The 26,908-nt window shown below is 63.0% G+C and carries 29 protein-coding genes; 14 read left to right on the forward strand and 15 right to left on the reverse strand.

What is annotated here, in order from left to right; genetic code table 11:
- Nucleotides 1-155: 155 nt before the first annotated feature.
- The 3 genes from NBT81_RS02315 (at nucleotide 156) to NBT81_RS02325 (ending at nucleotide 3,081) form a co-directional block, all read left to right on the forward strand.
- Nucleotides 156-452 (forward strand): hypothetical protein, encoded by a 297-nt coding sequence (locus NBT81_RS02315; protein ID WP_338740765.1) that lies wholly within the window; start codon nucleotides 156-158, stop codon nucleotides 450-452.
- Between the two features lie 262 nt (nucleotides 453-714).
- Nucleotides 715-2,109 (forward strand): hypothetical protein, encoded by a 1,395-nt coding sequence (locus NBT81_RS02320; RefSeq protein ID WP_338740766.1) that lies wholly within the window; start codon nucleotides 715-717, stop codon nucleotides 2,107-2,109.
- Between the two features lie 510 nt (nucleotides 2,110-2,619).
- On the forward strand, nucleotides 2,620-3,081 hold the full coding sequence (locus NBT81_RS02325; RefSeq protein ID WP_338740767.1) for a hypothetical protein: 462 nt from the start codon (nucleotides 2,620-2,622) through the stop codon (nucleotides 3,079-3,081).
- Nucleotides 3,082-3,170: 89 nt separating this feature from the next.
- On the opposite strand, the gene NBT81_RS02330 is transcribed toward NBT81_RS02325, so the two are convergent.
- The 4 genes from NBT81_RS02330 to NBT81_RS02345 form a co-directional block, all read right to left on the reverse strand.
- Entirely contained in the window at nucleotides 3,171-3,926 is a 756-nt protein-coding gene (locus tag NBT81_RS02330) for a hypothetical protein (protein ID WP_338740768.1), read from the reverse strand.
- Entirely contained in the window at nucleotides 3,923-4,288 is a 366-nt protein-coding gene (locus NBT81_RS02335; protein ID WP_338740769.1) for a hypothetical protein, read from the reverse strand. Before NBT81_RS02335 ends, NBT81_RS02330 begins: the two co-directional genes overlap by 4 nt.
- Nucleotides 4,289-4,331: 43 nt before the next feature.
- Entirely contained in the window at nucleotides 4,332-4,760 is a 429-nt protein-coding gene (locus tag NBT81_RS02340; RefSeq protein ID WP_338740770.1) for a TRAM domain-containing protein, read from the reverse strand.
- Between the two features lie 736 nt (nucleotides 4,761-5,496).
- Nucleotides 5,497-5,718, reverse strand: coding sequence for a hypothetical protein (locus tag NBT81_RS02345; RefSeq protein ID WP_338740772.1), 222 nt, complete (start codon nucleotides 5,716-5,718; stop codon nucleotides 5,497-5,499).
- Between the two features lie 90 nt (nucleotides 5,719-5,808).
- Between NBT81_RS02345 and NBT81_RS02350 the strand changes: the two genes are divergently transcribed.
- On the forward strand, nucleotides 5,809-6,318 hold the full coding sequence (locus NBT81_RS02350; protein ID WP_338739428.1) for a helix-turn-helix domain-containing protein: 510 nt from the start codon (nucleotides 5,809-5,811) through the stop codon (nucleotides 6,316-6,318).
- Nucleotides 6,315-6,881, forward strand: coding sequence for a transposase (locus tag NBT81_RS02355; protein ID WP_338742480.1), 567 nt, complete (start codon nucleotides 6,315-6,317; stop codon nucleotides 6,879-6,881). Before NBT81_RS02350 ends, NBT81_RS02355 begins: the two co-directional genes overlap by 4 nt.
- A gap of 173 nt (nucleotides 6,882-7,054) precedes the next feature.
- Here the strand turns inward: NBT81_RS02355 and NBT81_RS02360 are convergent, their stop codons facing one another.
- Complete coding sequence (locus NBT81_RS02360) at nucleotides 7,055-8,005, reverse strand: site-specific integrase (RefSeq protein ID WP_338740773.1); 951 nt, start codon at nucleotides 8,003-8,005, stop codon at nucleotides 7,055-7,057.
- A gap of 278 nt (nucleotides 8,006-8,283) precedes the next feature.
- Complete coding sequence (locus NBT81_RS02365; protein ID WP_338740774.1) at nucleotides 8,284-8,463, reverse strand: hypothetical protein; 180 nt, start codon at nucleotides 8,461-8,463, stop codon at nucleotides 8,284-8,286.
- A 94-nt stretch (nucleotides 8,464-8,557) separates the two neighbouring features.
- Between NBT81_RS02365 and NBT81_RS02370 the strand changes: the two genes are divergently transcribed.
- Nucleotides 8,558-8,962: a hypothetical protein gene (locus tag NBT81_RS02370; RefSeq protein ID WP_338740776.1), complete on the forward strand. Its 405-nt coding sequence runs from the start codon at nucleotides 8,558-8,560 to the stop codon at nucleotides 8,960-8,962.
- 70 nt (nucleotides 8,963-9,032) lie between these two features.
- Here the strand turns inward: NBT81_RS02370 and NBT81_RS02375 are convergent, their stop codons facing one another.
- Entirely contained in the window at nucleotides 9,033-9,701 is a 669-nt protein-coding gene (locus tag NBT81_RS02375) for a type 1 glutamine amidotransferase (protein WP_338740778.1), read from the reverse strand.
- 153 nt (nucleotides 9,702-9,854) lie between these two features.
- Complete coding sequence (locus NBT81_RS02380) at nucleotides 9,855-10,676, reverse strand: TrmB family transcriptional regulator (protein ID WP_338740779.1); 822 nt, start codon at nucleotides 10,674-10,676, stop codon at nucleotides 9,855-9,857.
- 306 nt (nucleotides 10,677-10,982) lie between these two features.
- Here NBT81_RS02380 and NBT81_RS02385 point away from each other — a divergent pair, with 306 nt between their 5' ends.
- Together NBT81_RS02385 and fer are read left to right on the forward strand one after the other, a co-directional pair.
- Nucleotides 10,983-12,929: a primary-amine oxidase gene (locus tag NBT81_RS02385; RefSeq protein ID WP_338740781.1), complete on the forward strand. Its 1,947-nt coding sequence runs from the start codon at nucleotides 10,983-10,985 to the stop codon at nucleotides 12,927-12,929.
- A 237-nt stretch (nucleotides 12,930-13,166) separates the two neighbouring features.
- Complete coding sequence (gene fer, locus NBT81_RS02390) at nucleotides 13,167-13,832, forward strand: ferredoxin Fer (RefSeq protein ID WP_338740783.1); 666 nt, start codon at nucleotides 13,167-13,169, stop codon at nucleotides 13,830-13,832.
- A 12-nt stretch (nucleotides 13,833-13,844) separates the two neighbouring features.
- Here the strand turns inward: fer and NBT81_RS02395 are convergent, their stop codons facing one another.
- The gene (locus tag NBT81_RS02395; RefSeq protein ID WP_338740785.1) at nucleotides 13,845-14,729 is read right to left on the reverse strand and encodes a PGF-CTERM sorting domain-containing protein; all 885 of its coding nucleotides are present in this window, start codon (nucleotides 14,727-14,729) and stop codon (nucleotides 13,845-13,847) included.
- Between the two features lie 96 nt (nucleotides 14,730-14,825).
- Between NBT81_RS02395 and NBT81_RS02400 the strand changes: the two genes are divergently transcribed.
- Nucleotides 14,826-15,290 carry a hypothetical protein gene (locus NBT81_RS02400; protein ID WP_338740787.1) on the forward strand — a complete coding sequence of 155 codons (465 nt, stop codon included), beginning with the start codon at nucleotides 14,826-14,828 and terminating at the stop codon, nucleotides 15,288-15,290.
- Here the strand turns inward: NBT81_RS02400 and NBT81_RS02405 are convergent.
- Together NBT81_RS02405 and NBT81_RS02410 are read right to left on the reverse strand one after the other, a co-directional pair.
- Complete coding sequence (locus tag NBT81_RS02405) at nucleotides 15,266-16,297, reverse strand: hypothetical protein (protein WP_425498715.1); 1,032 nt, start codon at nucleotides 16,295-16,297, stop codon at nucleotides 15,266-15,268. The genes NBT81_RS02400 and NBT81_RS02405 overlap by 25 nt on opposite strands.
- Before the next feature lie 128 nt (nucleotides 16,298-16,425).
- Nucleotides 16,426-17,367: a DUF7139 domain-containing protein gene (locus tag NBT81_RS02410; RefSeq protein ID WP_338740788.1), complete on the reverse strand. Its 942-nt coding sequence runs from the start codon at nucleotides 17,365-17,367 to the stop codon at nucleotides 16,426-16,428.
- A 104-nt stretch (nucleotides 17,368-17,471) separates the two neighbouring features.
- On the opposite strand from NBT81_RS02410, the gene NBT81_RS02415 reads away from it, so the two are divergent.
- Both NBT81_RS02415 and NBT81_RS02420 read left to right on the forward strand, forming a co-directional pair.
- Nucleotides 17,472-18,746, forward strand: coding sequence for a hypothetical protein (locus tag NBT81_RS02415; RefSeq protein WP_338740790.1), 1,275 nt, complete (start codon nucleotides 17,472-17,474; stop codon nucleotides 18,744-18,746).
- Between the two features lie 46 nt (nucleotides 18,747-18,792).
- The gene (locus NBT81_RS02420) at nucleotides 18,793-19,353 is read left to right on the forward strand and encodes an NUDIX hydrolase (protein ID WP_338740792.1); all 561 of its coding nucleotides are present in this window, start codon (nucleotides 18,793-18,795) and stop codon (nucleotides 19,351-19,353) included.
- Nucleotides 19,354-19,404: 51 nt separating this feature from the next.
- On the opposite strand, the gene NBT81_RS02425 is transcribed toward NBT81_RS02420, so the two are convergent.
- The gene (locus NBT81_RS02425; RefSeq protein ID WP_338740794.1) at nucleotides 19,405-21,339 is read right to left on the reverse strand and encodes an aldehyde ferredoxin oxidoreductase family protein; all 1,935 of its coding nucleotides are present in this window, start codon (nucleotides 21,337-21,339) and stop codon (nucleotides 19,405-19,407) included.
- Nucleotides 21,340-21,457: 118 nt separating this feature from the next.
- Between NBT81_RS02425 and NBT81_RS02430 the strand changes: the two genes are divergently transcribed.
- From NBT81_RS02430 to NBT81_RS02440, 3 genes are all read left to right on the forward strand, one after another.
- On the forward strand, nucleotides 21,458-21,823 hold the full coding sequence (locus NBT81_RS02430; RefSeq protein ID WP_338740796.1) for a VanZ family protein: 366 nt from the start codon (nucleotides 21,458-21,460) through the stop codon (nucleotides 21,821-21,823).
- Between the two features lie 62 nt (nucleotides 21,824-21,885).
- Nucleotides 21,886-22,956, forward strand: coding sequence for an archaeosine biosynthesis radical SAM protein RaSEA (locus NBT81_RS02435; protein ID WP_338740798.1), 1,071 nt, complete (start codon nucleotides 21,886-21,888; stop codon nucleotides 22,954-22,956).
- 133 nt (nucleotides 22,957-23,089) lie between these two features.
- Nucleotides 23,090-25,315 (forward strand): hypothetical protein, encoded by a 2,226-nt coding sequence (locus NBT81_RS02440; protein WP_338740800.1) that lies wholly within the window; start codon nucleotides 23,090-23,092, stop codon nucleotides 25,313-25,315.
- Here NBT81_RS02440 and purQ read toward each other — a convergent pair.
- Genes purQ through NBT81_RS02455 form a run of 3 tightly spaced genes read right to left on the reverse strand, consistent with a single transcriptional unit; the run spans nucleotide 25,312 to nucleotide 26,794 of the window.
- Nucleotides 25,312-26,004, reverse strand: a complete 693-nt coding sequence (gene purQ, locus NBT81_RS02445; RefSeq protein ID WP_338740801.1) for a phosphoribosylformylglycinamidine synthase I — start codon at nucleotides 26,002-26,004, stop codon at nucleotides 25,312-25,314. The two genes, NBT81_RS02440 and purQ, sit on opposite strands and share 4 nt — an antisense overlap.
- The gene (purS, locus tag NBT81_RS02450; RefSeq protein WP_338740803.1) at nucleotides 26,001-26,252 is read right to left on the reverse strand and encodes a phosphoribosylformylglycinamidine synthase subunit PurS; all 252 of its coding nucleotides are present in this window, start codon (nucleotides 26,250-26,252) and stop codon (nucleotides 26,001-26,003) included. Before purS ends, purQ begins: the two co-directional genes overlap by 4 nt.
- Nucleotides 26,249-26,794, reverse strand: coding sequence for a pyridoxamine 5'-phosphate oxidase family protein (locus NBT81_RS02455; RefSeq protein WP_338740805.1), 546 nt, complete (start codon nucleotides 26,792-26,794; stop codon nucleotides 26,249-26,251). The genes purS and NBT81_RS02455 overlap by 4 nt, the downstream gene beginning before the upstream one ends.
- Between the last annotated feature and the right edge of the window lie 114 nt (nucleotides 26,795-26,908).

The raw sequence follows: 26,908 nt of genomic DNA on the forward strand, positions 1-26,908 counted from the left end.
CATAGAACCACTTGGAACATGAGCCAGTTTCAAAGAACAACAATCGGTTGTGACCTGAAAACTCGGAGACGGCTTCAGTCACTCAAACGAGGCGGCGAGAGTTATGACAGACTTTTGAATAAAATGGCCGACCAGTACAACCCGGAGGCGAACCAATGAACTCCAATCACCCTACGTCGACAGAAATCGAAGTGTTGCCAAGTCAGGGCGAGTTGGCCCGTGCGATTGAGGCGATTGCGGGAGATTCGTCAACATCAGTTCCCGAAGAGCGTCTTCGCCGTGAACTCGTAGCGAATCACCCGGCTGTAGGCCAGTTGACCGACGAACCAGAACAGGCAATTCAGATTTCCGAAACCGTCGAACAGGGGCTTCTCTACCGTGACGACAAGGGGCTTCTTCGACTCAATGACTCCACTCACGTCTCGTCGATAAGTGTGACTCGTATCCGATGATTGACCGAAGGAATGCGCCGTGGCCGGAGAGTGTCCAAGTCCAACCGGCCCGGTGGTATTGCCCGCCAACTAATCGCTGTGACAGACAACTATGCCAAATCAAAATAGCGTCTATAAGAATATAGAACTACCGGATAAATCGCACTCGTTGGACGTTCTCCCCGAGGGTGAGCCACTATGTATACCAATTCAACGCGGGTCAAAAAGGCCAGAAAGAACGGGGTGGCAACAGACCGAGAATCGTATTTCTCCCGCTCGCGCAATGGCGAGAGTTCACGGTGGGGGGAACTACGGACTGTCAGTCGGCTGTGGCACCGACGAGTTCGGAAAACTGGTCGTGATTGACGTAGAGAAGGCTGGTGTGCTACCGCCAGACGCGGACACATTAGTCAATGAATATGCCCTCATGTCGTGGGAGTCGCCCCACGGTGGACACAACCGATTGCTCCGCGCGTCCGAAGACGCATTTCATATCCTTGATTGGAAAACAAAAGTCAGTCTCACCGACGACGCCGGTCATGACGTGGAACTGATTACCGGAGTCCAAGCCGTTGGGCCGGGGTCACGAATTAGTCATAGCCATTGCGAGGACTCGAAACAGAACTGTCCGAGCGAAGGGATAGGACGGTACGAATTGCGGACAACGAATCCCGAAGCACCTCTCTTGACCGAATCGAAAGCCGACCAGTTGGCTGAACACCTTGGAATAGATTTAGAAGGTCGTTCAGGGACAACCAGCCTACAAAACGACGAGACAGACCCGGACTACGACTATGACCAGCCCGACGTGGCATACGCTGAAGCGTGTCTGACTGAAATGCAATCTGACGCCACGGTCGCGTTCAAGTGCCTCATGGGTCGTCTTCAGGGTGGAACCGGGTTCAAAGACGGTCTACGACTACCAGAAGGACGAATCGACCGGAGTCAAGTAGACCTCGTGACCGTTTCTGACCTGTTCGGCGTTATGCTTCAGTACGGTGGAGAGGTAGACGAACAGCGTGCAAGGGAACTGGCTTACGCGGTCTATTCGGACTACTGTAACGAACAGGTGTGGATGAAAGACGGTCGTCCTCGGAAATGGAACCGTGACGAAGCGTACCGACGAAGTACGATTGAAGCGGCTGTAGACTACTTCGACAGCAACCAGTTCTCACGATTTCGCAACAAGGAACGAGTTGGCGACCGCGACACAGATACCGACGACTACGGCAAGATAATCTATGGTGTCGTTCAATTCGCACAGAATTATCTCGTCGGGGAACTACCAATAGATACAGACGCCGACATTGTTGACCAACTCTGTGAATTGGCTTCGGTTTACGGCTTCACGCTCGAACGCGACCGGGCTTCGGCGCTGTACGGGGAGCACCCCCTGTGTAACAATAGTACCCCCTTCCACGGGAACGGCGGGTGTCTACCACCAGAGAAATACCCGACCAAGCAAGAGGTAGTTGACGCCGCACAGATTCTCAATCCCACCCGTTCGAGGGACTCTCACGATAACGCTCTCAAGCGGTTTCGGCGCGACGGGGCTTTCACAATGGCTTGTATAAAATACGGAGTTGACTACCGCTACTACCCGTCTGACCTACCTGACCCTAAAGAAGCCGAGTATACTCGAACTGGTGGCGAGAAACACGACATACCGAGACAATAGCGCTCCGCTGAAGGCCGAACCGGTCAAAATTAGGTTGGAATGTGGGACTCCTACCCGGTCGCTCTGAAATCGACACCGGGGGGTGTTTTCGGAGAACCCCGCCGGGCCGTCTATAGACCTATCAAATTATAATCTGAAATTACCAATCTTCTGAAATAGGTCGCGGACTCTGACCGACAACCCCTCAATATGTTGATAGGTGGGTGGACGGAGAAAACCGGTTTTCAGAGGCTCTATAGCCGACTAAGAGATAGGTAGAGAGGCGTGTAGCACACCTCTACGGCCCTTTAGGGCCGTCTCTCTGGTGGCCACCCGACCTACACGCTCGTATAGTATAGATAGCCAGTAGAGCGCATAATACCGTATCCCATACCCACCGGGTACCGGGGGACACCCGTCGGGGCCACCGGGACTGGTAGTCAGGCCACCGGGACTGGCCCGGTGGGGGTCAGGGGTTCGAGGGCGTCTTCGGCGTCGATGGGGCGTCGATGGTCAGCGTCGTCGGCGCCGATGGACAGGGGGCCCCGGTGGGGGATGGGTGTTGGGGGACAGACTACCCCCCTACTCGCGGACACGTTTGTAGCGCTCGCCGTCAACGAGATACCCCCTTTCGACGCGCTCTACAGAGATACCCTCTTTCCAACACCCATATCCGAGTTGGCGTTTCGTCAGGCGACGACCGGATTTGACGCCCTCGAAAACGGCGTCCATAGGGTAGGTCACAGACCACTATTAGCGCTGTTGGGTATCGAGAGTTTCGGTGGTGATAGAGAGACGCGATTTTCTGAACTTGCTCCCACTCTCGCTCTGACAGTCATATTCAGCGGAAATCTGTCGACCGTTCGTGGCCCATACAGGCTGTTCAGGCCGGTCGTGACGGCCCCCTTCGACGGCGTAGGAATGCGTCGATGTAGGGCTTCGACGGCGACAGGGGCGAGCTGGCGGACGAGAATGGGCCTGTGGCGGTCATAGAGTGTGCTATTTTAGAAAACTCGTCTATCAATGGCTTTTTTATAATTTTAATATCCATGTTACCGCTCCGAGCAACTCGGCCCCGACCGTCATTTGTCCGGTCGGCTTGAAGCGAACGCACTCTTATTGAAGATGTATTCGTAGGTAATCTCATTGGGTCGTGTCTCAAAGAGTTTCTTCCCTTCTTTCGGTTCAATCTCGAACCAGCGTCCGGGAACCGTCATGGGTTCAGTCTTCTCTTCATTGAACTCCGTCTCATACACCACATCAATCCAAAAACAGAACTCATAGAACTCCTCTCGAAATGATTCTCCGACTCCCGACTGAAAATCTCCGTAGCCCTGACCACTCGGGTCAGGGAACGGTGGTTTCCCTCGAAACTCTACTTTTCTTTCAGTACCTATAATGTCGCGTTCCCTCAATTTCTCTCCTTCTTCGTACCGGTGTATATTGTGTTCGACTGTGAACACCTCAATGCTATCCCGATTTCGAGAATCGGAAACCATGTTCACATCGGCTTCTGTGGGGAATTCGACCATTGTACGGAGACGTAAGTTCTTGGCTAAACCCTCACCGAAATTTGAGAGGTAGAGCGTAATCTCGTCTCCGTTCATTTCCCAATCCGAGATTTCAATCGAAGGAGTCTGTTCTATTTTTAACAGATTGTATTGCTGGCGATAGAGCCACACAAGTAGAACGCTCAAAATCAACGAACCAAGCGCTCCGAGAACTTGACCCCATTTCAGTAACCAATCGAAGAACGGAGTATATGGCGAAAGGAGTGACATAAACGAAGCAATCGGGGCCACCGATAAGAATCCCGAGGTCAGGGATTTTTCAGTCACACGGTGTTGAGTTCGTCCAGCCGACCGTAGGACACGTCGTCGGGGTCGTCGTCGCTCAATTCGTACTTCGCCAAGTACCGTTCAACTGTAACTGGCGAGCAATCGAACTCTTCAAGCGCCGCTATCTCTTCCGCTGTAAGGCCTTTATCCTCGAAGAGTCGGCGGAGTGTCGGTTCGTGACGCCACGGTCGAACTATGCCATGTCGCTCTAAGAACACCGTGACGTGGCTTTTCGAGACACCGAGTGCGTAAGCGATTGCTCGGGGGGACAGGCCGAGTTCGTTGTAACAGTACGAGAGAAAGTCTTTGTCGCGCCACGGTTGCTCGTCCGGAATTTCGTCTTCGGAAAGGCCGAAGGACATACCGAGTTCTATGCCCCGTTGACAAGTAACGATTCCGCGCTGGTCACTCGTAATAACTCACGCGTTCGACAACTTCCGCGAAGGCGACGTTCTCGCGCACATCAGTAATTTCAACGGTGACGCGTTCGCCCTGTTCGGTGTCGGGTACGATAACAACGAAACCACGTTCGACACGCGTAATACCGTCACCCTGTTCTCCGAGGTCTTCGATTTCGACGGTTCGCTGTTCGCCCTCTTCGACAGGTGGTGTCTGTCGGGCTGGCTCGGGCTGTGTGTCGGCTTCAGTCTCGTCGTCGTCAATCACATCGGATTCCTCGGTCGAAGGTGACGGTAGAACGGCTACGCGATACGTCTCGCCTTCCTGAACGTCGCCAAGTTGAATCTCTTGCTCGGGAACTTCAACAACGTAGGAATCGCCTCTCTCTTCGATATTAGCCGAAAACAGACAACGGAGTTGGTCGGAAATTTCCATTTGTAGACCTTAGAACGGATACGCGACGAGGAAGAGTTAATGCTGTTGTCTCGGACTACTCCGGCGCAACCACCTTTTCACAAGATGGACACTCCGCCCACACGCCGCTGGTTTCGTCGTCCTTCTCGTATTCAACCAGTAGCCACGCTTCAGAGATACTCTCGCCGCAATCCGGACAGCGGCCGAGTGACGATTCGTCGGTACTCATGCAAAGGGGTGGAAGAAGCGTGTGACGTGTTCCTTCCATATGGATTTCAATCGGCCTTGAATGTAAGCCTTTGGCGGGTTTACCGCCCGAAAACACCAGATTCCGGGGAAAAGAGTTGTCCGCCACGGTTAACTCACCGTCACCTGTAGTCTGAAGGACAATGGGTGTCCGCACAGCCATAACTCGGCTACTTCCCGGCGGTGGGTCGAAAGTGGTAGTTGAGTGTCGCAACTGTGGGACGAGTTTGTCGCCGGGGATTGAGGAATGTCCGGACTGTGGGGAAACCGAGTTCGTCCGGTACGAGATTCCCGAGTAGACCGCGACGGTCGGGGGACAGTCAGTCAATGCCCGCGATAAGGCGAGCCTGTGCAACCGCGAGATTCTTTTCCTCGTCTGTTTCCGCGCCAGCCATGTCTTCCTCTTCGTCGGCTGGTGTGCAAATCTCATTCTGATATGGGCGACGAACAGAACCAGTACTATCAGCCGCGATACGTGAACTTCTTTCGCTGGTCGGGTGGCTGATTACGGTCACGGCGGCCTCAAGTCCTTCCACCGAAAGTCCACTACGTCGCCATCTTCGAGTTCGACCCTGAACAGTAGTGAATCACGCTCGTCGCCAGTAGCCCTATCAGCGTCGTCTTCAAGGACGGCGACGACCGTCCCCTGAACCCCGTGGTAGCGCTCAAAATCCGGGTCAGTCTCGTCGGGAATATCCACACGAACGTGGTCGCCCTCGGAGAACCGTTGCATAGCGTAGAAGAGTGACGGGGGCGAGTTAGTCCTGTCTCCTTTCATACGGTCGTGCGAAAGTATTTACTACAGTAGTCGTATTCTCTCGTAATGGGCCGGCTGGACGATATTACTCTGGAAGAACTCCACGAGTTACGTGAGCAAACGGAAGGAGAGATCCCGCGAGAACGTGTTCTCGCGGCGATCGGCCGGAAGCAGGGTGATGAAATCGACAGACTCGCCGAACGCCACGATGTTGTCGAGAAAACGATCCGCAATTGGCTCGATCGGTTCGACGAAGAACCGATCGAGCAGGCACCCTACGACCAGTCTCGACCTGGACGGCCCTCGAAACTTGCAGACAATCAGCGCGAGGAGTTGTTCGATCATCTGCAAGAGCCACCAACTGAGCGGGGCTACGATCAGCAAGCGTGGTCAACGAAGCTCCTGTTACACCACGTTAGAGAGGAGTATGATGTCGAATACAGCAAGGGTCATGGACGAAAGTTGATGGGGAAGGCCGGGCTGTCCTGCCGGACAGCACGGCCGCGCAATCACGAAGCTGACACAGAGAAAGAGGCCGAATTTCAACAGACAGTTCAAAAAAACGACCTGAACTGACCGAGAAAACCGTTGTTGTCGTCGATCAGTTTACCAAACGCGTCGGCACTGTTCAACGCCGTGGCTGGTACCCGATTGGGTCAAATCCGACGATAGAGACATCGAACTCATGGGATAAGGTGACAGTGCTTGGCGCTGTCACCGACGACGGTGACAGCTTCTACTGTTGGACCGAAGAGAATCTCACGTCAAAACAAGGCATTTGGCTGCTTGGTGCGCTCCAAGAGAAATTCGGTGAAGAACTGGTTGTGTTTCTTGACCGTGCTGGGTACTTCTACAACAGAGATCTCTGGGAGCATGTTAGTGATGAGCGCTCGACCGAGACTGTCGAAGACAGTTCGGTCGAGTGCGTGCGCGGAGATGAGGAAGGTGAAGAGCATCTCGATGTCTGGTACTTTCCGTCGAAATTGCCGGAACTCAACCCGATCGAAGGGTGCTGGGATCGACTCAACGAATGGTTCAAGCATCGTCTCATTCCTGATCTCTCAGCGCTAAAACAGCAGATTCAACGAGGACTCTCTACAGTGTCTGAACCGAATATCTGGAACTATCTCTGTCCATGAGTACCGGTAAAATTTAACGCACGACCGTATCAGTCCACTCGCACCCACAGGACTCACAGGTGTAGTGTTCTTTGACGAGTGTCGGCTCGTCCTTCGTGAACATCCACACGTCGCTATCGTCGCCGCATTTCAGACAACTCGCGTCTACCCGTTGGGCGTGGGGCATGAGTCTCTCACACCCCTTCGAGGTAGTCGCGTCTCTGTTCAACTCGAACCGATTTATCCCGACGGTCGTAATGGGCGTCAAGCACGCCTTGACTTACGTTCATCCGGTCTGATACTACCTTTTCCGGAACATCTTCGGTCAAATGATGGGTTATACTCCCTCTCCGGATTGCGTGTGGTGATACTGACGACGGACACCTACTGGCTCTTCCTCGGTCAGTTATCGCCTCACACTCGTCTATCTCTTCCCCGTGAGGGCATTCACCCTGATACTGACAGGGACGCGTCCACCGATAGACCGTCTGTCGAAGCGTGTTGTTGATGGGCCGTCCATTCTCCGTCGTCAGTAGTGGTTCACGGTCGTAGTCGTCAGTAACATCATCGCGGTGTACGTCGATGTAATCTTCGATAACGACACAGACCGAGGTGGTGAGCGCCACGAATCGCTCACCTTTGCTCTTGTTCTTGAGCGGAGTGTCGGTATTCGGTCGGTGGTTTACTGACAGGTACTCGTCGTCCGGATGGAAATCCGATACATCCAGCGAACGAATCGACCCAATACGCATTCCCGTTCGCCACAGTAGGAGAACGAGGGTGTGACTGAACGAGGCGTACTCGTACCGTTCGAGGTAGTCAAGCAACGCCTCGGCTTCGTCGGCGTCAAGTTTCACATCGCGTTGGCCGGTGCCGTCTCCGAGCGTTGGCGAAATGATTTTCGATTGAAGGTCAGTCTCTACGGCGTCTACAGTCTCACAGAACCGTATGAACACTCGAAGAGTATCCATTTGAGATTTGAGACTGACTTTGTTCAGGTCGCCATCTTCCTTCCGCCACAGTTTGTAATGGTGAAGTTTGCGACCGGTGAGGTTGTTCACGTTCTCTACATCCCCTTCACCGTTGCACCATCGGACAAAATGGTTCAGACGGTACTCATGAGCCTGTAGGGTACTCTCGGTCACGTCGGTACTCCGTTCCCGTAGGTACAGGTCAAGCGCTTCTTCTGGTGTCGTCGTCGTAAGGTTTCGATTGGGCTTGGACATGGGTTGTTCCGAAGCCCATTCAGGCGCAAGGTGACGCGGGTATCCTTCGGCCTTCGGGTGGCCGTAACCGCGTTCTCGCGAGCGAAGCGAGCGAGAGCCAGCGAGACGAGCGTAGCGAGTCTCGCGTGATTTCAAATTCGTGCCGGCCCACTGGGTACATGCCCTTTTCCCGCATTTCCTGACAGGTAGCGGCCGCTCTACGGGGTGGTCCGCATGGGCGTCGAGGAGTCGGTCGACCTCCTTCCGAACTGCCGCCACGACGAGAGCACGCGCTCCTCCCACTGATACGACTCGTACAACTCGTCGAGGTCGACATCCTGTCGAATCCACTCGGGCTCGGAATCTCCAGAGGGGAGTTCGTTCTCGTGCCCGCCCACGTCTCCGCATCCGTTCAGGAGTCACGGGATTGCGTCTCCGCGGGAACTACAGTCACGAAGATTTTAACGACTGGTATGTGAACGGTTACCGGCGATGGACTCCCATGCTCTCGAACAAGTCCTTCGGCGGAAGTCGATTCCACGTGGGCAACTCACCCTGTTGAAAGAACTCTACGAGCGAGACGAAACCGAGTGGGTATCGAGTAGCGAACTTGTAGACCGGATTCGGTGGGGGAACGAAGAGCGATTCCCCGGCGTGTTAGGAGCGTTCGGGAATCGAATCAACGCGACGGCCGAAGTCACGGGTGAACCGGGTTCGAGCGCGTTCTTCGACCGGCAGAGGATCGACAGCAAGACTCACTACCGACTCCGGTCGGACGCCCGCGAGGCGATCGAAGAGGTACACGTCCTTCTCGACACCTTCGACCAGCATTCCATGTCGGACCTGCTCGAACCGGGGACCGAAATAGAGGCTGAACGCCTCGAGAGCGAGGGTTAACCTCCGTTCTCACTCGGAGATACCATCCTTGGCGGCCGTGTCGAGCGAGTCCCGCCCGGTTCCCCGCCGCTCACCCCACCGTCTCGGAGACGAGTCGTTCGAAGTTCTCGAAGACCCGCTCTGCGGTCACGTCCGCGAACGAGCACTGTCCCGCCTGCCAGCCGAAGTCGTCGACGAGGTCCTCGCGGCGTGTGGCGGTGATCTCCGGGTGGAACTGGACGGTCCACAGCGGTGCAGTCCGGTGACGGGTCCCGAACACGCGGTCGTGAGCCGCCGACGCGATCACCGCCATGTCCCGTCCGGGTTTCGTCACTGCGTCGCCGTGCAACGCGACGACGACGGGACCGACGCCCTCGAACAGCGGGTCGTCGGCGAGGCTCGCTTCGACCAGCGTCGCCGTCGATCCGACGTTCTCGACGGTCCCGCCGAGTGCCACGTTGGCGACTTGGTGCCCGAAACAGACGCCGAGGGTCGGAATCGCTCGGTCGACGAGCGCACGGACGAGCGTCTCCTGTTCGGCGATCCACGGGTAGCTGTCAGTCTCGTGGACGGCAGCCGTACTCCCGGTCAGGACGACGCCGTCGGCCCCGTCGAGGGGGACACGGTCACCGGCGGTGTAGTCCACTTCGGTGGCGTCCGGAAACCGCGCCGCCAACTCGTCACAGTGGTACGCGAACTCCGTATCGACTTCGTTTCGGACGACGAACAGATCTGGATCACCTATGTCGGCAGTTCCCACGTATCAGCGATTCTGACCGGATACAGTTCAAAATTTCGTCTGATAGGCGGATTTGCCCGGATTTTTCACGTGTGAGAAGCAGTTTCTGTCGACGAACGAATTCGCGACTGTCCGGGGCCCGCGTGTCGGGGCATCGCTTCGAACGCGGGGCCCTCAGACGGTGTCCTCTTCGATCAGTGGTGTGTCGTCGTGAGACCGCCCCGTCGCCACCCGCCCATCCGCCCAGAGCAACTCGAAGAGTTGGGACTTCGTCTTGTACAGCGTGTCGCTCGTGGTCGAGATGCCGACGTAGCCGTCGTCGTCGCTGGCAGCGAACGCGACGAGGACGTGTGCGTTGTCGTAGAGATAGATTCGTCCCTCGATGTTCTCGACGCGTCGAATATCCATGATCTCCTCGGCGCGGTCGTAGACGGTCGACGGGATCGTTCCCTCTTCCGAAACGATGGCCTGTATCGTGGTCCCGTCCTCGGCTGCCCGGGTGAGCGCTTCGACGTGGTGGTTGAGGATGTGTTTGAAGCTCAACGGAGTCGTGACCATGCGGATCTCCGACCGGGCCGCAGCCGTGAGCTCGGCGAGTTTGTCGAGGATGTGGTGGCGGTTCGAGTACGTCCAGCAGATCTCCGAACGCTCCGGCGGCGTGGAATCACCCTCGACTTCGTCGGCGAACTGGGCACCGAGACGGCGGATGCCTGCGAGTTCCTCGTCGAACTGACGCCGTTTGAACTCGCAGAACCGCTCGATCGCTGGCTCCGGGTCCACGGGACCGAACATTTTCGGTCGCCCCGGTTGGACGTCGACGAACCCCTTCTCCGACAGTTCGTCGAGCGCGTCGTACACGCGCGGTTGTGGGATGTCCGCCCCGTCCGAGACCTCCTGTGCCGTCGATACGCCTCGTCGGAGGAGACAGAGGTAGGCGCAGGCCTCGTACTTCGACAGCCCGACCTCCTTGAGATACATCAGCGCCTCGTCGTCCATGCCACAGGTGACCGCCGTTTCAGTTAAGTGCTTTTCTTTCGTCCACAATACTTCGGACTGACGGGTAGTAAATCGGAATATAACGTCAGATAGTTTCCGTATATGTCTGTCATTCCGCCCTCAAGTAAAATATTTCGAATTTCTTGGTAGCGGCGACGGTGCACGGGAGACGACCACCTAGCGGTAGCGGGACCGTCTCGAAGCTTCGTATCGCCTCGAGCCCAACTGGTGACCGTTCACTACCGTTCAGTTGTAAGTAACGACCAACTCGGGATCGTCCGAACGATTGGGTATCGGCTCCCAACCATGAGCAAGCAACAGAACCTATCCGTCGACCATCCGCTCGAACAACTCACGGCCGACGAGATCGAGTCGGCCGTCGACCTCTTCGAGTCGGAATCGGAACTCGGTGACTACGTCCAGTACCACAACGTCACGCTCAGCGAACCTCCGAAAGCGGAGGTCAGGTCGTTCGAACCCGGCGACTCGTTCGACCGTGAGATCGACATCGTCGCGCGGGAGGCAGGCGAAACGTACGAGGCCACGGTGTCGCTCACCGAGAACGAACTCCTCCGTTGTGAGCACGTTCCCGGCGTCGAACCGGCCGTGATGCCCGAAGAGATCGAGGCGGCCCGCGAGACCGTCAAAGCGGACGCGGAGTGGCGGGAGGCAGCGAAGAAACGCGGCGTCGAGAACTTCGATCTCGTCATGGTCGACCCGTGGTCGGCCAGCGGGTTCGAACCCGAGGAACACGACGACAAGCGACTCTGTCGAGCGATCTCGTGGGTGCGAACGAGCGAAGACGACAACGGCCGCGCGCGACCGATCGAAGGCCTGTTCGCGTTCGTCGACCTCGACGAGATGGAGGTCGTCGAGATCGAGGACAACGGAATCCCCGACCCGGACAACCCACTTCCGCCCGAAGACGCCGACTACCGGGCCGACCGGGTCGACACCCGCGACGACTTCGAACACCTCGACGTCGTCCAGCCCGACGGCCCGAGTTGGGAGGTCGAAGGGAACAAGATCGAGTGGCTCGACTGGGAGATGCGCGTCGGGTGGAACGCCCGGGAAGGCCTCGTCTTCCACGACGTCTCCTTCGACGACGACGGGGAGTCCCGACGCATCCTCCACCGCGCGTCGGCGTGTGAGATGGCGGTTCCGTACGGCGATCCGGATCCGAACCACTCCTGGAAGAACGCCTTCGACATCGGCGAGTACCACGTCGGTCGGATGGCCAACGAACTCACCGAGGGCTGTGACTGTCTCGGCGTCATGAAGTACTTCGACGTCGAGATGAACACGATGGACGGCGAGTCCGAAACCCTCGAGAGCGCCATCTGTATGCACGAGGAAGACGACGGCATCCTCTGGAAACACACCGACGAGCGCAAGCCACACACCGAAGTCCGCCGCCGCCGTCGTCTCGTCATCTCCTTCATCGCGACGGTGTACAACTACGACTACGGCTTCTACTGGTACTTCTACCCCGACGGCAGCATCGAGGCGGAGGTCCGGCTGACGGGTGTCGACTCGAACGGCGTCGTGCCGGTCGACGAGACGGCCGACGACACCTACGGTCAGTACGCACTCGTCGCGCCGGGCGTCAAAGCGCCGATCCACCAGCACTTCTTCAACTTCCGCCTCGACTTCGACATCGACGGCGGGCCGATGCGGGCCCGGGAAGTGCACAACGAGCGGACGGGGAGCGAACGAAACCGGAAGAACGGCTTCCGGGCGAAGGAGACGCTCTTGGAGCGGGAAAACGAGGCCAGACAGGACATCGACCCGCTTCGCGGGCGATACTGGCGGATCGAGAGCAGCGAGACGGAGAACTCCTACGGGCGCAACTGTGGCTACAAACTCGACCCACACGACAACGTCTCGCCGCCGATGAAGCCGACGTCGAGCGTCATGGAGCGCTCCGGGTTCGTCCAGAACAACCTCTGGGTGACGCCGTTCGACGAGGACGAACGGTTCGCCGCGGGCGACTACCCCAACCTGAACGACGAGACGATCGGGCTCCCCGAGTGGACCGAGGCGGACCGCTCGCTCGTCGACGAGGACCTCGTCGTCTGGTACACGCAGGGTGTCAATCACGTTCCGAGCGCGGAGGATTGGCCGATCCTGTCGGCCGAGATCGCGAGCTTCAGTCTCGAACCCGAGGGATTCTTCGACAGCAACCAGTCGATCACGCTCCCGCCGGAACCGTGTCACACCGAGTACGACATCACTAGCCCGAGCGACGACTGACGGACGGCGTTTCACCGCGGTGTCGGTATCGAGCACGGAGCCGGCGACGCCGACCGATCGTTTCCGGTCCACCGTCCCTCGAGCGGATCGATCCCAACGGGGGGACACGAACCGCGTCCCAGCGGCGGGAAACTCGTCCCGTGAGGGCCACACGGCTGACATCCCCACCGTCGGACTCCAACGGATGGATACGGAGGGCAAGGAAGGGTGTTTATGCCTCCGACCCTACCCGAACGTGTGGACGCTCCGTACGACGTGCTGGGAGTCGATCCGGGCGCCGACGAGGCCGAGCTGGACCGGGCGTACCGGCGGCGCGTGATGGAGACCCACCCGGATCAGGGTGGCTCGGCGCGTGCCTTCCAGCAGGTGAAGGCGGCCTACGAGGCCATCCTCGACGACCGAGACGACTCGGCGCCGGACGACCGTGTGGACTCGGGGACCGACCCCGGGACCGAAGCGTCCGACGGCCACCGCGACGTCGTCTCCCGGGTCGAGTATTTGGACTACGAGGTGATCGACGACCGCGGGTGGTCGATCGACGACGACGACCTGTTCTCGAAGGCGTCGGCGGCGGACCTCGCCCCGACCGCCTACGGGGAGTTCCTGGTCAATCCGGGTGAGACGCTGCTCGAAGCGGCCGAGAACCGGGGATTCGCGTGGCCCTACGCCTGTCGGGGCGGCGCGTGTGCGAACTGTGCGGTCGCGGTCGTCGAGGGCGAGATGGCGACACCCGTCGACCACGTCCTGTCGACGGAGATGGTCGACCGCGGCATCCGGCTCTCCTGTATCGGCGCACCGACCACCGAGACGCTTCGGGTCGTCTACAACGTGAAGGGGATGCCCGACCTCGACGAACTCAAACTCCCGCCCTACCGGTTCGAGCGGTCGCGGTCGGACGACTGAACCGAGTCCGGCTCAGTGCCGTCGAGCGAGCGCCGCCACCGCGAGCACCGCGAGGAGGGCCGCCACGACGCCGAAGCCGGGCCCGTCGGCCACCGTCGTCGTCGCGGTGGGTGTCGGCGTCGGTGTTGCGGTGGGCGTCGGCGTGGGCGTCGGCGTGGGCGTGGCGGTGGGCGTCGGTGTTGCGGTGGGTGTCGGTGTCGACGTCGGCGTGGATGTCGGCGTGGGCGTGGACGTCGGCGTGGGCGTGGACGTCGCGCCTCTGACCCGTACCGTCACCGTCCGCGAGGCGGCGTCGGCGTTGCTCCCGGTCGCGGTGACGGTGTATCTGCCCGGCGTGGGGTCGCCCATGTCCACCGTGACCCGGCCGCCACTCCGGGTGATGCGTTCGGTCGCCACTTCGGTCCCCTCGGGCCCGACCACCGTCACGTCGAGGCGGTCGACGGCGTCGAAATTGTACTGGGCGCTGATCGAGAGTCGACCGAGGTTCTCGGGGTCGGTGCTTCCGTTGGTGACGGTCGACCCCCGCCGATCCCGGAGTTCGACCGAATCGATCGTCGGTCGACGAACGCTGATCTCCGCCCGGATATCGCTGTCGTTTGCGACGTAGTACGATCCGGGCTCGACCCCGTCGAAGTCGGCGGCTGTGGGGTCGTCGACGGTGAACGTCGGCCCGCCGCCGACGGCGTTGAACGTCGTCGGCTCGGTGCCGATGGTGTCGTCGTCGCCCGTCAGTTCCACCGCCGAGATGTTCAGCGTCTCGCCGATGTAAATCCGCGCGGGCGGCGCCGAACTCGGTGCGCCTCTGGGTTCTTCCACGGCGACTGCGGGGAGAGCGACTGCACCGACGAGGAGAACCACGAGGAGGGGCACGACCGCCCGTGTCACGTCCGGTATCACTCTCCGATGTTTCGCCCACAGCGACATAAATGTAAGTCGTCCAATGCGCCGAGTGGCGGGGAGAAGGCTAAATAGGTGGCGTGGAAACCCTGATCCATGGACTGCCCGCAGTGTGGCGGCACGCTCGCCACCTACGCCCTGAGCGGCCGGGAGGCGTCCGTCTGTGAGGACTGTGGCTACGTCGGTATCGCGGCCGAACACCGGGGTGACACCCGTCGGATCGAGTCGTGGAACGACGCGCTCCGCCGGTTCTACGGGAGCGACGAGGACCCGACCGTCGAACTCCGTCCCCCGCTGTCCCGGCCGTCGGGCGACGGCCCGGGTGAGGAGTCGTGGGACGACGCACTCCGTCGGTTCTACGACCGACGGACCGGCAGTGGGGACGACGTCGAGAGGGCGGACGAGACCGAACGGACCGAAGGGACGGAGGACGACGGCAGCGAGGCGGTCGACGCGGAGTCGGCGACCGCCGGCGACACTACGGACGGGACGGACAGCAGCGGGACCGAGGAGTCGACCTCCCGGCCACGGCCGTCTCAGTCTTCGGCGGACGACTCCTGAGCCTGTCGCGAGCCCTCGTCCTCTTCTTGCTCCTCGTCGGAGCGGGCGGCGACGAGTGCACCGCGCGCGACGCTGTAGAGCGGTTCGTCGACGCTCTGGACCTCGCTGATCGAGAACGGGATCGAGGCGTCGCGGAGGTGGTCCTCGAACAGTTTCTCGAAGCCGCGGGGGCTGGAGGTGCCGCCGGTGACGACGACGGGGACGTCCAGGTCCTCCTCGACGTCCTCCTCGTCGACCTCCCGGGCGATGTTCTCGATGACGTAGTCGAGCAGGTTCTCGTAGTAGATGGCGAGTGCCCCCTCGACGCCGCCCACGTCGGTGCGGAAGTCGAGTTCGAAGTCGTCTTCCTTGATGGAGGTGACCTTGTCGACGGGTGTGCCCGTCGCCTGGGCGGCCTGTTCGTCGATCCAGTCGCCACCGCGGGCGATGGAGAACTTCATGACCGGCACGGCGTAGTACGACAGGCAGACGTTGGTCATGCCCGCGCCGAAGGAGACGCCGAGGCCCGTGAAGTTGTGATTTGCGAGTTCGGAGTAGATGACCGCCATCCCCTCGTTGATCGGTTCGGTCTCGTAACCCATGTCCCCGAGCATCGATTCGAGGGTCTTCTCGTGGTACAGCGTCGAGAGATCCGAGTCGATCGGATCGGCCGGACTGGAGAAGTAGAGGCGCTCGCCCGGGTGATTTGGCTGACCGACCACCTGTTCGGTGATGAGCTTGATCATCGGGATGGCCGAGGACTCCTCGGAGGAGAGGATGCCGTGTTGCATCGGGCGGCGCGTCTCCTCGTTGAAGATGTTGGCGAAGTTGAGGGCGTCGTCGCCGACGACGTACACCTTGTCGTCCTTTCGGATGTGGAGGACGTCGCTCCGCGAGAGCATCTGCTCCGCCATGTCGGAGTACTCGATTTCGACGAAGGAGTTGCGTTGCTGGACGAAGACCGTCTCCGCCCCCTCCTGCTGTGCCGAGATGAGGTTCATGGTGCCGACGTCTAGGCCTTTTGCCATACCCGTGTGATGCCCCGTCGCCATCATAAACGTTCGCCAAAGTGTCCGACGGATTACCTAGGTCTGACGCACGTCAGACGCCCGAAATCGGGTGATCGCGGAGATGGAGCGACGGCACGCCCGCGGCGTCATCGCGAGAACAGGTCCTTCGCGCGGTCGACGAGTCCCTCGTCGTCCTCGGTGGCGATCTCCTCGGCCTCCTGTTGCTGGCGGAGTTCGCTCAGCGCCGCCGTCTGGTCGTCGACACCCGACGAGGTGTCCGTCTTCTGCTCGCGGCCCTGCAGTTTCCGAAGGTTCGAGAGCGCGTCGTCGACGCCGTCACTCGACGACCGGACGGTCGTCGCCTCCGCGTTCTCGAAGGCCTCGCGGTCGACTTCCACGTCGGCGTCGGTGTTCAACTCGAGGCGCTTCGTGTTCTTCCGGTCGACACCGCCCCACGAGAGGTCGGCGCCCGCCATCGCCTCGTCGATGTCGCGACGCACTCGCTCCTCGGAGACGGACTCGGTCGTCCCGTCGGCGGCGGTCCCGGCGTCGCTCCCGCCGGTGTTCGCCGCCCCCCCGCCGGTTGCGGCCGCCCCGTCGGTGGCGCTCCCGGCGCGTGCCACCTGGTGGCCCACCAGGGCTGCCCCCGTCGCCCCGACGACGGCGACGAGACCGACGGCGTAGACGGCGATGATCTGTGCGCTGTAGTCCGGCGACCGCGAGACGTTCCAGTTCATCGGGTACACCGACGTGAACGCCCCGACGGCGACGAAACACACCCCGAGGCCGGCGATGGCGGCGTACCGCATCCGGTCGTCGCCCGGGAGGAGAACGACGATACCGAGCAGGAGTACCGGGAAGCCGCCCGCGGACGCCACCACCGCCACCTCGCGGAGGGCGAAGGCGGTGTCCCCCGGACTGCTGGCGAGTGCCGACAGGAAGAACACGACGATACCGACGCCCCCGAGGGCGATACCGCCGAAGAAGAGCGCGAACCCGAGGTAGACGTCCGTCTCGGTCTCGGGATCTCCGATGTATCGCCCGTACCACTCGAAGAGTACGTTGTCGGGGGTGCCGTCGGGGGTCATCGGATGGGTCTACAGGCTCATCACACAAGACTGTTGGCGACCGTCTGACGCGGGTCTGACGCCGTATCCGAAGGCTTATCATCGGACTCGCCGACCCATCTACGATGCCCTCCCGGTCCAGTCTTCGCTTGGGCGACGCACTCGTCGTCCTCGGCTGTCTCTGTCTCGTCGGCACCGTCGTCGGCGGCGCGGCGCTGGCCCCGCCCGGCACGACCGGCACCGCCACCGACAACACCTCCGGCGACGTCCGGGAGACCCTCGTCGGCGTCCAAGGGGTCGGAAGCTACCACGACGGCGGCTCAGTCCGCTACTTCGACGGCACCGAGGAACGGTGGCGCGAGTCGTCGGCCCCCGTCTACTTCGACGTGACTCAGTTGGAGGACGGCCGTGTCCTCGCGGGCTACATGGCCGGCGGCTACGAGGAGTGTGGTCCCTACGAGTCGCCGTGTCACCGCACCGGCTACCGGGTCATCGACCCCGAGCCCTCGCCAGAGGTGGTCGAGGAGTGGTCGTTCCCGGTCCGAACCCGCGTCGCCAGCGAGGTCCACGACGTCGAACCCCTCCCCGGCGGCGGCGTCGTCCTCGCGGATATGGAACACGAACGGATCCTGATCGTCGAGGACGGCGAGGTGACGTGGGAGTGGGAGGCCAGTACGCGCTACGACGCCCCCGAGGATCCGACCACGGAGGACTGGCTCCACATCAACGACGTCGACCGCATCGGCGACGGGCGATTCCTCGTCTCCGTGCGGAACGCGAACCAGTTGCTCGTCCTCGAACACGGCGAGGGCGTCGTCGAGGTGATCAACGAGGACCCCGACGGCGACACCGACGACCCGACCGGCGATCCGTCGGTCCTCTACCACCAGCACAATCCCCAGTGGCTCGGTGACGGTGCCGTCCTCGTCGCCGACAGCGAGAACCACCGCGTGGTCGAACTCCACCGGACCGACTCGGGCGACTGGGAACCCGCGTGGGTGCTCGAGGGGGCCGGCGGTCAGAAGTTCGACTGGCCCCGCGACGCCGACCGCCTCCCCAACGGCAACACGTTGATCACGGACACGCGCAACGCCCGCCTCGTCGAGGTCAACGAGTCCGGCCGCGTCGTCTGGGAACGGCAACTCGACTACCGCACCCTCCCCTACGAGGCCGACCGCCTGCCCGAGGGCGAGACGGTCGGAGGACCCACCTACGGCGACGGCGGGACGGCGAACGCCGGTGGCGGGAACGTCCCGGTGCTGACGCCCCTGCTTCGGCTGGCAAGCGCCGCCGTGCGCCTCCCGCTGTGGGTGAGCGAACTCCACGTCTTCACGACGCTCGTCTCGCTCGCGCTCGTCGGATCCGGGGTCGTCCTCCGCCTGCGCCGGCGCTTCCGGTGACTCGTCGGCCGGCGCGTTTTTCCTCCACCCCACCCCACCGTCGCGTATGGACGAGGACGACCTCCGCTGGGAGACGACCGACTCGGCCGTCGACTACACCTGTCCCGGGTTCGACGTACGACGCGACGAGGTCACCCTGCCCGACGGCACCGAGACCGACTACCACTACGTCGACGAACCCGCGGCCGTCGTGGTTCTTCCCTTTACCGCGGACGGCGACGTGGTCGTCATCGACGAGTGGCGGCAGGCGGTCGGCCGCGTGAACCGTGGGCTCCCCGCCGGCTCGATGGAGGACGACGACGGCGACGTTGAGGCGGCCGCCCGGCGCGAACTCCGTGAGGAGACGGGGTACGAGGCCGGCACGGTGTCGCGGCTCTTCTCGGTCGAGCCGACCAACGGGATCGCCAACTCGGCCCACCACTACGTCGTCGCCCGCGACTGCACCCCGACCGGATCGCGCGACCTCGATTTCAACGAGAGCATCCGCGTCTCCACGACGGCGTACGACGACCTGCTCACGGCCGCCATCACCGACGCCCTGCACGACGGTCGGACGATCACCGCAGTCACGGGCTACGAACTCCGAGAACGAGACGCCGACACGTAGCCGTCGCTGGCCGGTGTGAAAAAAGCGAGAAGTCGCGATGAGGCGGAAGCCTCAGTCGTCGGCCGGAGCCTGACCGCCGGAGCCGGAGACGCCCGTGCCGGGGCCGACGTCGATGTCGAGCCGTTCGAGCGTGTCGTCGGTGACGACGCCGTCCGCCCAGCCACGGTGGCTGTAGTACTCGTCTTTCATCTCGTTGAGCTCGCAGAGTTCGCCCTCGGAGCCACCCTGACCGGGGATGGCCTCGTCGTCGCCTTCGACGAACCGACCCGGGAGCGAGTCGTCCGCGCCGTCGAAGCCGGCGAGGTTGTTGAAGTAGCGCTCGAGGTTGTACACCCGCTCGCCGGCCGTCATGAGTTCCTCTTCGGTGAGGTCACGGCCGGTCATACCGTTGTACTGCTTGATGTACTCCTCGATGCCTTCCGCGAAGGCGTTGAACTTGCAGATGTCGAACGAGTCCGAGATGGCGTGCAGGTCCTGGAAGGTGGCGCAGAGTTCACCCTTGCCCTCCCAGTCGTACGGGTCGACCTTCTCCGGAATGCCGAGGATCTCGGCCGCCGGCGTGTAGCCGCGCAGGTGGCAGGCGCCACGGTTCGAGGTGGCGTAGCCGATGCCCATGCCCTTCATGCAGCGCGGGTCGTAGGCCGCGATGGTCTGGCCCTTGACGTCGAGGCGGGTGTCGTGCCCGTCGACTTCGTCGGCGGCGCGCTCCGGGCCCTTCGCGAGGAAGTCGCCGAGTTCGCTGTTGCGGTGGCCGACCTCCTCGATGAGGTCGATCATGTGCTCCTCGTCGCCCCAGTCGATCTGGTCGTCGAGGCCGTCGAGATAGCCCTTCTCGGACATCTCCATCGACATGGCGAACATGTTCCCCATGTCGATGGTGTCGATGCCCATGTCGTTACAGCGGTCGATCATGATCGCGATGGAGTCCCGGTCGTCGTTGGCCGAGTTCGTGCCGAGGGCCCACGCCGACTCGTACTCGTAGGACTCCATCTGGACGTTCATGTCCTCACCCTTGTGCTCGTAGTTGACCTCGACCTCCTTCTTACAGGCGACCGGGCAGGAGTGACAGGTCGGCTCGTCGACGAGGATGTTCTCGCGGACGTTCTCGCCGCTGATGCGCTCGGCGACGATGTCGGTCCCCTCCTCCTCGTTCATCGCGAAGCCGGAGGTGTACTGGCCGTTCTTGGTCGGGTGGCCGTCCATCTCCTCGGTGATGTTCATCAGGACGTTCGTGCCGTACATCGAGAGCGCGCCCTCGTTGGGCGCGGTGACGTCGGACTCCTGGATGACCTGCATCGCCTGCCGGGCACCCTCGCCGAACGTATCGGAGTCCGCGGGCTTTGGCATGTCCGTGCCGGCCTTCACGACGACGGCCTTGACGCCCTTGTTGCCCATCACCGCGCCGGTGCCACCGCGGCCCGAGGCGCGGTCGTCCTCGTTGATGATCGAGGAGTAGCGGACCTCGTTCTCGCCGCCCGGACCGATGGCCATACAGGAGAGGTTCTTGCCGTAGGACCCCTCCACTTCCTCCTCGAGGGCCTCTCGCGTCTCGTGGACGCCCTTGCCCCAGAGGTGGGAGGCGTCGCGGAGTTCGAGTTCGCCGTCCTCGACGACGGCGTAGACGGGGTCGTCCGCCTGGCCGTCGAAGAGGATGCCGTCGAAGCCGGCCCACTTGAGTCGGGCACCGGACCAGCCACCGTGGTGGGAGTCCGTCACCGTCCCCGTGAGCGGGGACTTCGTACAGACTGCGATCCGACCGCTCATGACGGCCTGCGAGCCGGTCAGTGGTCCGGTCATGAAGGCGAGTCGGTTGTCGGGCCCGAGCGGGTCGACGTCGGGACCGGCGTCGAAGACGTACTTGACGCCGAGCCCGCGCCCGCCGATGTACTTCTTCGCGTCCTCGTCGTCGACGCCTTGATAGGCGACGTCGCCCGAGCCGAGGTCCACCTGTGCTACGTGATCTCTGAATCCGCCTAAGTCTGTCATGGTAACGTGCGTTAGTTGGTTATACTTCCAAGCTGTTAGTCGTTGCTCCGTCGACGTAACCACGTTCGATTACCCAAGTGCTTTTAGGCCCGCCTAATGTCACGAAAACGCGTCACGAATGCACCGATCGACCATCACGGTTGCGGTGGGTATCGTCGTCCTACTGGGATCGATCGTGAACCCCGCGTGGTTCGGGTCTCCGGGCGACGGAGCGGCGGCGCTCTCCTGGATCTTTCATCTCGTCGGTTACGCCGCCCTCGCCGCGGCCGTCCGGCCGCTGTTCGGTCCCGGGTGGCGCGGGGTCGGCGCGGCCGTCGCCGTCGCGACCGGGTTCGGGGCCGGCGTGGAACTCGTCCAAGTAGGCCTCGCGTACCGAACCGGCAGCGTCGCCGACGCCGCCCTCAATGCGGTCGGTTCGGTCGCCGGCGTGACGGTCGCCCGTGCCGTCCGCCGCCTGTGGCCGTCGCCCTCCACGGATCCGTAGCGCGTTCGCGTCGCTGCACCGACCCCGAAGCCGCTTTACGCGTCGGTCGGCTATCCCCGGCAATGAGCGAACCGAGCCCCGACGTGTACGAGCAGGGGAAGGGGATGGACGCCCACAACCAGGTGATGCGGGGGATTCGGTCCCGCAAGGACGAGACGTACGACCCACACGAGCCGACGCGGGTGTGGCTTGACGAGGATCGGACGCCGGACGGCGTCTCTCGGTCGCTGACTATCATCCTCAACACCGGCGGCTGTCGCTGGGCGCGGGCCGGCGGGTGTACGATGTGTGGCTACGTCGCCGAGTCCGTCGAAGGCGGGTCGGTCACCCACGACGCCCTCATGGATCAGATCGACGCCTGCCTCGCCCACGAACGCGAGAACGCCGACGATCCCGCAGGGCTGATCAAGATCTACACCTCCGGTTCCTTCCTCGACGAGCGCGAGGTGGGCGCGGAGAGCCGCCGCGCCATCGCCGAAACCTTCGCCGACCGCGAGCGAATCGTCGTCGAGTCCCTCCCCGACTTCGTCGACCGAGAGAAACTCGCCGACTTCACAGACCGCGGCCTCGCGACCGACGTGGCGGTCGGACTCGAGACCGCCACCGACCGCGTGCGCCACGACTGCGTGAACAAGTACTTCGACTTCGAGGACTTCGTCGACGCGACCGAGGAGGCCGACGCCGCCGGCGCGGGCGTGAAGGCGTATCTCCTGATGAAGCCACCCTTCCTCTCGGAGCGCGAGGCCGTCGAGGACATGGTCGACTCGGTGCGCCGGTGTGCGGAGTACTGCCACACTGTCTCGATGAACCCCTGTAACGTCCAGCGGTACACGATGGTCGACGACCTCTACTTCGAGGGTGGCTACCGGCCGCCGTGGCTCTGGTCGGTCGCCGCGGTGCTCGAACGCACGGCCGACGTCGACGCCATCGTCGTCTCCGACCCCGTCGGAGGCGGGAGCGACCGCGGCCCGCACAACTGCGGCGAGTGCGACGAGCGAGTCGAACGAGCCATCAAGGACTTCAGCCTCCGCGGGGACCCCTCGGTGTTCGAGCAGGTGTCCTGTGACTGCGAGGCGACGTGGGAGACGGTGCTCGACGCCGAGGCGAGTTACGCGATGCCGCTCGCGCGCTGACGACCTCGCCACAACACCTTTCGCTCGCCGGCCGCAGGTGGACCTATGTCCCGAGCAGTCGCGACCCCGGATCCACCCCGGGACGCTCTTTCGGTCCGGCCGACGCCCCGTCCGACCCGCCCGGGTGAGTCGAATGACCGACCCTGACGCCGACGCGGCCGCTCCCACCGATCCGGACCCGGCTCGGCCCGGCCTCCGCCGCCGGTCGCTGCTCTCCGCCCTCGCGGGTGCCGGAACCGCGTCGCTGGCCGGCTGTCCGGCCTCGAACGGCGGGGACGGCCCGGGCGACGGCGGCGACGGCGAGGATCCTACCCCCACGACGTCGGCCGACCCCGAGACGGCGCGTCGACTGGCCGGGCGGTTCGCGCCGACGTTCGCGTTCGACGCCGCCGAGCGGTGGCTCCCGACCGACCCCCGGACGTACACGAGCGAGCGCGACGGTCGGACGGTCGTCGACGGCTTTGACGCCTTCGACGGCTACACCCGGCGGTACGACGAGGCGAGCGATCCGCCGGAACCGACGGTGTTCTACCACGTCGTCGAGTACGGCGACTCGCCGCTCGCGGTCGTCCAGTTCTGGTACTACTCCGCGTTCGACCAGTTCACCACCAACTTCCACTGGCACGACTGGGAGGTGTTGCACGTGTTCGTCGACACCGACACCGAGGAGCCACAACTGTTCGTCGCGAGTTCCCACTCGGGGCGGGTGCCGAACAACGAACACCTCGATCCGGGCCCCGACCGTGCCCCCCGAATCCTCTCGGAACTCGGCTCGCACTCCAGCGCCCTGTCGCTGAACGACCGCCGGAACAGTTTCCAGCGCCTGCCCCTCGACGACCTCCCGGCCGACATCACGAACCGGGCGCTCGGCGCCATCGAACAGTTGGCCGAACTCCCGGCCGCGTACGGCCTCCCCCGCGACGAGGGCCTGCGCCTCCCCTACGTCGTCCCCGAACTCGACGACGAACCGATCTACGAACACGCCGACCTCCCGTCGGCCGACCGCGACGCCCTCGTCTCCGAGGCGCTGACCGTGCGGTCGTTCGACGCCCTCGCCTCGCCGCCGACCGACCTCCCGGCCCGGGAGACGGGGTTCGTCTTCGCCCCCGACGGCGGGTCGTCGACGGACGACGACGTCGACGTGACTTACGACCTCGTCCCGACGCGCGAACTCGAGGACATCGACGAGTTCACCGGCCCCCAGTTAAGCTTCGAGTTCGCCATCCCGGCGTTCGCCGAGGACGCCGTCGCGGGCCACATCACGACGGCTGGGACGCCGTGGAACCAGGAGCGGTACGACGATCCGGCCGCCGACATCACCGAACCCGCACACCGGTCGGCGCTGTCCGATCGCTACGACGCCGTCGAACCACCCGGACCGATCAACGATCTCGTCGCGACGATATCCGAGACGATCCAGTCGCCTGACGCGCCCGAGGACGAGGGCGTCGAGACGACGGACGCCTCCGTCGAGGCGATCACCCTCCTCCGGAGCGACCCCGTCGCCGCGCCGACGTTCCGCGGCGTGGCGATGCTCCGCGGCGTCGAGGCTGGCGACCACCAGTTGACGGTCAACGGCGCCGGCGTCGCCCCCCACACCGAACCGGTGACGGTCGGCGACGGCGGCGAGGCTGGCGGGACGCCGGCGGACACGGCGACGTCGGCGGATACCGACGGGTCGAACACCCTCACCCTCGCGGGCGTCGAGGGCGAAATTCCCCTCGTCCCCGCCGGCGAGGCGACCAAGGTGGAGGTCGACGCGGACGGTGCCGACGCGGACCTCGAGACGTTCGCCGTCGACGACGACTTCGGCGGCCGACTCTACGAGGCGTCGGTCGACGGCCCCGACGCCGTCTACGTCCACCGCGGCGGGGCGTACACGGCGGAGGTTCGCGACGTCGACGACGCCGTCGGTGCCTTCCGGGTCAACCCCTCGGGGACCGACCCGATCCGGATCGCCCGCCCGCGGACGGGGACGGCGTCGCTGGCGTCGTTCGTCGAGACGCTGGTCGGCGAGACGACGAACCACCTCGGCGAAGTTGGGGACGACGACGCGGACGAGGGCGGCGGCGACGACACGTCCGGTGGCGGCGGGACGACCCAGACTCTCGGCGGCCTGCTCCGAGCGCTGGAGGCGGTCAGCGGCGCGGCGGGCCGCGCGGCGGAGCGGGCCGAGTCGGGCGACCGGCGCGGGTCGGACCGGGCGCTCTCGGCGCTGGCGTCGAACCTCGAACGCGCGGTCGAACGCTTCGAGGGGCTTCGCGACACGCTGCCGGCCGACCGGGCGGCCGCGACGGACCGGCAGTTGCGGGAGGCCCAGCGACGGGCGAACCAGGCGGCGGCCGCCGAAAAGCTCTAGACGGTCACCGGCGTGGCTTCGAACCCGCGGAGGATCCCCGTCCCGTCCGTCCCGTCGAGGTCGGGGAGTGTCGCCCGCTCGGGGTGGGGCATCATCACCGTAGTCGTGCGCTGTTCGCCGACGACGCCGGCCACGTTGTCCCGCGAGCCGTTGGGGTTGGCGTCGTCGGTGACCGCACCCTCGGCGTCGCAGTACCGCAACAGGATCCGGTCCTCGTCGACCAGCCGTTCGTAGGTGTCGTCGCTCGCCTCGAACCGGCCCTCGCCGTGGGCGATGGGGAGTTCCAGCACCCGTCCCTCGTCGTACCTCCGCGTCCAGGGCGAGTCCGTCGTCTCCACCCGGACGTGGACCCGCTCACACTGGAAGCGTGCGCTCCGGTTGACGGTGAACGCGCCCGGCGTGAGGCCGGCTTCGCAGCCGATCTGTGCGCCGTTGCAGACGCCCAAGACGGGAACACCATCGCTCGCCGCCTCGCGCACTTCGTCGATGATCGGGGTACGAGCCGCCATCGCACCGGCACGGAGGTAGTCGCCGTACGAGAAGCCGCCGGGGAGCATCACGCCCGTCGCGTCCTCGGGAAGGCCGTCCTCGTACCAGACGCGGTCGGCGTCGATCCCGAGGTGGGAGAGCGCGCGCACGGAGTCGCGGTCGCAGTTGCTGCCGCCGAACTGGATCACCGCGACCGTCATCGGTCCGCGACCTCGACCTCGTAGTCGTGGATGGTCGGGTTCGCCAGTAGTCGTTCGGCCATCTCGTCGGCCCGGTCGCGCGCTGCCTCCCTGTCCTCCGCGTCGAGGTCTACCTCGAACCGGTCGGCCGACCGGAGGTCGTCGAGTTCGAACCCGAGTCGTTCGAGCGCCCGCTGGGTCGTCTCGGCCTCGGGATCGAGGACCCCGTGTTTGAGTCGCACCGTGACCGTCGCGGTGTATGCCGTCATCGGTCGACCGTGGGTGGCCACGGGGCAAAGCCGTTTTGGAGTGGCCCGGGCGCACACGACCGTCCCTTCGGGACTGCGTCGACGCGTTCAGTCCCAGCCTCCGTACTGTGTCGCGAACTCGCGTCCGCTGCAATCGTCCGTGTCCAACCCGAACAGGCGGAACTCGACGTCATCGAAGGGGATGCCCCAGACGCCGAAGTCGGGGGAAACTCGGCGTTCGCGGCCAAACTCGCGTAGGCTTGCTCCCGTTCGTCGTCCGCTATCTCGTACAGTTCACCCGTGATGACGACGCTTCGCCAGATGGCTTCGTCGTCGTCGCCCTGTTCGTACACGGTGAGACAGACGTTCGGATTCGACTCGATGATCCGACTCTTCCGGCTCTGCCGTCCGCCGCCCCACTGCATCGGAAACACCATCCGGTCGGCATCGTACCCGAACGACATCGGAACCGCGTACGGTCGTCCGTCGTCGACCATCGCGAGGAGGCCGATACCGTTCCGGACGAGGACCTCGTCGATTTCGTCCCTGTCGAGACGCCTCATCCGACGGTGTCGTGATCATATCGATAAAAAATACACGGTACACGGACCACGACCGGACACCGCCACCTCCGAACCGTCCGAACCCTACATGTGTCTCGCCCACCTACGGCCGGT

Origin of the sequence: Haloplanus sp. CK5-1, from assembly GCF_037201915.1 — an archaeon.
GTDB lineage: Archaea > Halobacteriota > Halobacteria > Halobacteriales > Haloferacaceae > Haloplanus > Haloplanus salilacus.